Raw genomic sequence first — 6,000 nt, 5'->3', positions numbered from 1 at the left:
GGGGGGGGGGGGGGGGGGGGGGGGGGGGGGGGGGGGGGGGGGGGGGGGGGGGGGGGGGGGGGGGGGGGGGGGGGGGGGGGGGGGGGGGGGGGGGGGGGGGGGGGGGGGGGGGGGGGGGGGGGGGGGGGTTTTTTTTTTTTTTTTTTTTTTTTTTTTTTTTTTTTTTTTTTTTTTTTTTTTTTTTTTTTTTTTTTTTTTTTTTTTTTTTTTTTTTTTTTTTTTTTTTTTTTTTTTTTTTTTTTTTTTTTTTTTTTTTGGGGGGGGGGGGGGGGGGGGGGGGGGGGGGGGGGGGGGGGGGGGGGGGGGGGGGGGGGGGGGGGGGGGGGGGGGGGGGGGGGGGGGGGGGGGGGGGGGGGGGGGGGGGGGGGGGGGGGGGGGGGGGGCGGGGGGGGGGGGGGGGGGGGGGGGGGGGGGGGGGGGGGGGGGGGGGGGGGGGGGGGGGGGGGGGGGGGGGGGGGGGGGGGGGGGGGGGGGGGGGGGGGGGGGGGGGGGGGGGGGGGGGGGGGGGGGGGACACCAACCCCACACCAGACTCGAACCAACCCCAATCACGATCCAAACACAACACCTCCACCCCCACACCCACCGGCAACCGCCCCAACAAACCCTCCTGCGTCAACACCACCGACACACCCGTATCCCCCAACACAAAACCCAACCGCTCCACCGGATACTCCGGATCCAACGGCACATAACCACCCCCCGCCTTCAACACCCCCAACAAACCCACCACCATCTCCACCCCACGCCCCACACACAACCCCACCAACACCTCCGGACCAACACCCAAACCCCGCAACCGCCCCGCCACCAAACCCGCCCGACGATCCAACTCCGCAAACGACAACGACACCCCCTCACACACCACCGCGGTCGTGTTCGCGCTGATCGCGGCCCTCCCGATGTCGCTGTTCTTCCTCTCAGTGCAGCTCGGCATCGGCACCGCGGCGATCGCCGGGTTACAGATCTCCTCGCTATCCCACTGGCACCGGGGCTGCCTCAGCCCCGTCGGCGCCGGCCCGCTACTGCCGCTCGCCCAAGCCGTCTCCCGACTCTGCGCCCGAGCCAGGCTGATCGCGCCGGTCCTGCTCGGCCCCCCCCCGCCCGCCCCGCCCCCCCCCCCCCCCCCCCCGCCCCCCCCCCCCACCCCGCCCCCCCCCCCCCGCCCGCCCCCCCCCCCCACCCCCCCCACCCCCACCCCCCCCCCCCGCCCCCCCCCCCCACCCCCCCCCCCCGCCACCCCCCCCTGCCACGCCACTACCTCCTCCACCACCCCCCCCCACCCCCTCACCAACACACAGTGGGGGTGGGGTAGCTGTTGAGTGTGTCGGCGGCGTTGGGCGGGGAGCGGGTGTGGCGTGTGGTGGGGGGACGGGGGACGACCGTGTGGGGGACGTGCCGGTGGAGGGTGACGTGGAGGGGGGCGGCGGGGCGGGCGCGGGCTGGGGGGGGGGGGGGAGCGGGGGGGGGGGGGGGGGCGGGGTGGGGGTGGGGGGGGTGGGGGGGGGGGGGGGGGGCGGGGGGGCGGCGGGCGGGGGGAACAGCCGCAGCGGCGCGGACGACGTAGACGGCCGGCTGCACGAACTGGACGGAGGCGGGGTGGCCGGACTGGCCCGGAACGCGGGCACCGCCTCGTTGCGGGGGGGGCGGGAGCGGGAAAAGCTGGGCGCCGAGATCGACGCAGACCTGGCGGGGTGGCGGCCCGGAGCGGGCGGCGGACGGTGAAGACGCCCACGTCACCCGCCCCCGCCCGCACACCCCCATCCCCCACCCGGCCCGGCTCGACCCCTACTCCCTCGCGCACCCCCCCCCCCCCCCCCCCCCCGCCCCCCCCCCCCGGCCCCCCCCCCCGCCCCCCCACCCCCCCCCCCGCCCCCCCCCCCCCCCCCGCCCCCCACCCCCCCCCCCACCCCCCCCGCCCCCCCCCCCCCCCGCCACCGCCCCCCCCCCCCCGCCCCCCGGCCCAGCCGCTCCCGCACCCCCCCCGCCCACCCACCCGCGTCCCTCCCGGCCACCCCACCCCCGCACGCCACCCGACCCGCCCCCCCCACCCGTCGACCCCCCACCGCACCCCCTCCCCACACGCGCGCCGGCCCGCGCCCGCCGCCACCCCCCCCACCAACCCCCCCCCCCCCCGGCAGCCGCCTCGCGTCCCACATTTGGGGGAGGTAGATGTGGGTAGGGTGTGCGGGTGGGGTGGGGGGAGGGAGTGGGTGATGCGGCAGGGGGGGGGGGGGCGTGTGGCGGGGGGGGGGGCGGGGGTGGGGGGGGGGGGGCTGGGGCGGCGGGGGGGGGGGGGTGGGGGGAGGGGGGGGGGGGGGTGGGGGGGGCGGGGGGGGGGGGGGGGGCGGGGGGCGGGGGGGCGGGGGGGGGGGGGGGGGGCGGGGGGGGGGGGGGGGGGGGTGCCCTGCTGGGCGACGCCGATGCGGCAGTCGGCGCAGCGCAACGGGACGGTGACGCACTGTCGGGCGCGGGGCGCGGCGGGGGGGCGCAGCATGGGCTCCGGGTCGGCGATGGGGTCCGACATCGGGGCCCGGGGCACCGCGATGGGTTGCGCGGGGTCGTGCGGTACCGCCTCGGCCAGCAGCTGCGGGGTGTGGTGCGGACCGCGTGAGTGTCTGGGGGCGACCGGCGCTGTGCGTGCTACGAGGGGCGCGGCTGGTGGGGCGCGGCGCTCGCCGCGCGCGGAGTGTCCGCGAAGTGCGTGTCGCGGGTGCACTGGGGGGCGGTGTGCGCCGGGGGGGGGCGGGGCGGGGCGGGGCGGGGCGGGGCGGGGCGGGGCGGGGGGGCGGGCGGGGGGGGGTGGGCGGGGGCGTGGACGGCGGCGGTGAGGGGCGCGGTGGGGGGGTGGGGGTCGGCCTGGGGGGAGGGTGCGCCGGGAGGCGGGGCGGGGAAGGCGCGGGGCGTGGCGCCGGGGCGGGGGGCGGGGGCCTGGGGCAGGTGGCCGGCGCTCGGCGAGGGGGGGTTGGGGGCCAGGGTGCGGTGTACGAGCGGTTGCAGGCCGGCCAGGGTACGAATCTCCTTTTTTCTTTCCGCTTCTTTTTTTCCCCTCGTCTTGCTCCCCTCCTCCTCCTCTCTCTTTTTCTCTCTCTTCCTCTCCCTCTCTGCCCTTCCCTCCCTCTTCCTCCTCTCTCTCCCCCTCCTTTTCCCTCCTCCCCCTCCTCTTCCTCCTCGCCAGCGGCGTCAGATCTGTGTAAGGGACGCGACCCAACCCGGCCGGACCTACCAGTCGTCCTCCCCGAGCGCACCCGTCTAGGTGGTCGCAGTATGGTCCGACGACTCTGAAGCCGGCCTCGCCCACCGACGGTGGGGCGCACCAGCCGGTCTCGGCCGCGGACCGAGCCGACGAACACAGCGGTCGGACTGCCCCGGCGGACCACCGCTGCACAGGCTACCAAGGTGCAGTGGGGTGGTGCCCTGCCGCAAACCGACCCGATGTCGCCCGACCATACCGGAAAGACCGCGCCACCAGGCGCCCGACCGGGACGGCGCGCGGGCGAGTGGGGGAGGTCGCAGGACCGGGCCGGCAGGGCGTCGCCTGCACCGGGATGGCGACCGGCCGCGCAAGCGGCGCCATCCTCGGGAACCGGGTCGGGCGCCTCGGTCGGCCGGCGCAGCAGGCCGGACAGGGGCCGTGGGTCGACCCCCGGCGCCGTCGGGCCGAGGACCTCGGTGGTACGTAGGGGAGAGGAAGGAGGAAGGGAGGGGGGGAGGAGGAGGGGGGGGAGGGGAAGGAGGGAAGAGAAAAGGGGGAGGGAGGAAGAGCAGAGAGGAAGAAAGAAGGGAGAGAGAAAGGGGGGGGGAAGGGGGAGGAAAGAAAAAGGGGGGGGAGGGGGGGGGAGGGGGGGGGGTGGGGGGGGAGGGGGGTGGGGGGGGGGGGGGGCGGGGGGAGGGGGGGGGGGGGGAGGGGGAGGGGGGGGCGGGGGGGGGGGGGGGGGGGTGTGGGGGGGGGGGGGGGGGAGGAGCTCAAAGAGGGGGACAGGATAGTGATGAACGAGGAGGACGACGAGGACAAGATGGGTGGGTTAGACAGCGCGCGGCGCGAGAGGAGCAACAGGGGAGGCGAAGAAATCGAAGAGGAAGGCGGAAGGCTGCGCGTAGAGAATCGAAAGGGTCGAGAAGGCCGGCTACCGGCTCGGCACGTAAATCGTCTTCGAGCTCGACGTAGCCGCCACCGAGTTCTTCGACGACGGGGTCTACACCTTCGAGAGCAGCCCCCCTCCTTCTTATGAGATGACCGACTCTGCCCCACCCCTTCCCGACGAGTACCCGATCGTCTCCATCGAGGACCCGCTCTCCGAGGACGACTGGTCCGGCTGGGCCGGGCTGACCGCCGCGCTCGGCGACCAGGTCCAGATCGTCGGTGACGACCTCTTCGTCACCAACCCGCAGCGGATCGCCCGGGGCATCGCGGAGCGGACCGCGAACGCCGTACTGGTCAAGGTGAACCAGATCGGTTCGCTGACCGAGCCCTGTCCCTTATACCCATCTGCAGCCGCCGACGATACTCCTCGGTCAGCTCCCCGTGTTCCCCGGACACTGAGCGGGGACCGGGCCGAGAGGAGGAGAGCGACGTGAGCCAGCCCGAGGAGCACCGCGAGAAGAGCGCGAAGACCGACGCCGTGCTGCGGCCACCGACCGCCGGCCGACCGGCGCGGCCCCAACCGCCGCAGGGCAACCGGAACCGTACCGAGGCGCAGCCCGACCGATCCCCCCCCCCCACGCCCGCGGACGCGCGATGGCCCTGTCTCCTACACCCACCTCCCCCCGCCCACCCCCCCCCCCGCCCCCCCCCCCCCGCCCCCCCCCCCCCCCCCCCCCACCCCCCGCCCCCCCCCCCCCCCCCCCCCCTCGCCCCCCCCCCCCCCCCCCTCCACCCCCCCCTCCCCCCCCCCCCCGGCCGCCCCCCCACTCACCTACCCTCCCCTGCCCCCCCCCAGCACACCCCCGGCCCCCCGCCCCCCCTCCCCCCCCCCGTGGGGGCGGCGTGTGGGCGGCGCGGCGGTCGGGGTGGGGTGCCGGGGCGCGGGGGCAGGGTTGGGGAGGAGCGGGGGGGGGTGGGGGGGTGGGGCGGGGGGGGTGGGGGGGGGGGAGGGGGGGGTGGAGGGGGGGGTGGGGGGGGGGGGGGAGGGGGGGGGCGGGGGGGGGGGGAGGGGGGGGGCGGGGGGGGGGGCGGGGGCGGCGGGCACGGTCATCGGGCGTGCGACGGTGCCCGGCCCGCAGGGGGCGGGAGCGACGTGGGCGGAGCGCAGCAGCGCCGGGCGAGGGGGGGAGCGAGCGGGCGCGATCCTGGTCAAGAGGTGTGGCACGAGGGCGAGGTGCGGGAGGATGCGGGGGGCGCGGGGGGGGGACTGGGGCCGACGCCGGCGTGGGAGCGGAGGGGCGGGCCGGGCGGTCGCTGCCGGACCGTTATGTTCTATATCACCTTATCAATCCGTTGACTGATGGATTTATCATTTTCTTTTATTTATTCATTCAGTAGGAGACTGACGAGTTTTCTGCCTGTCTCGGGAGGTATGAGAGGTGTATACCTGGTCCACTGTGGAGGGCGGTCTCTCCGCCCGTTCCCTGTTGCGGCCAAGACACGTCCGCTCCCGGATCCCGGTTGCACCCCGGTCGATGTCGTCTGGCCGACACCTCCCGGCCGGGCGGGAGGTGTCGGCCAGACGACATCGACCGGGGTGCAATCGGGACCCGTGACCAGACGTCCGTCTCGTACACATATCTGATCCTGCCGACGATACTCATTGTGTAAAACTCGGTGCTAGCCCCAGAATTAACTATAAAAACAGAGCACGTGGACAAACACTTGAATAAGTTACTACAGGAGATAAGAATGTTGGCTGAGGCGCTGGGGGGTGGGTGGACTGGGCGCGTGGGTAGGCGGGTGGGGGGGTGTGGCGTGTCGGCAGGCCAGGGCAGGTCGGAGGGTGTGGAGCAGGGGCGGGTCGGGGGGGGGGGGGGGCGGGTGGGGGGGGGGGGGGGGGCGGGGGGTGGGGGG

General features: G+C 75.7%; 2 pseudogenes. One reads left to right on the top strand and one right to left on the bottom strand.

Features of this window, described 5'->3' with window-relative positions:
• Positions 1 to 513 precede the first annotated feature (513 nt).
• Positions 514 to 936 (bottom strand): annotated as a pseudogene (locus C6W10_RS39875) (AMP-binding protein); the annotation flags it as partial.
• Between the two features lie 3,170 nt (positions 937 to 4,106).
• Between C6W10_RS39875 and eno the strand changes: the two are divergent.
• Positions 4,107 to 4,469: pseudogene (gene eno, locus C6W10_RS37030) on the top strand (phosphopyruvate hydratase); the annotation flags it as partial.
• Positions 4,470 to 6,000: the final 1,531 nt, after the last annotated feature.

Source organism: Plantactinospora sp. BB1, assembly GCF_003030385.1.
In the GTDB taxonomy this organism is placed as follows: domain Bacteria; phylum Actinomycetota; class Actinomycetes; order Mycobacteriales; family Micromonosporaceae; genus Plantactinospora.
This window is presented reverse-complemented; position numbering and strand designations above follow the sequence as displayed.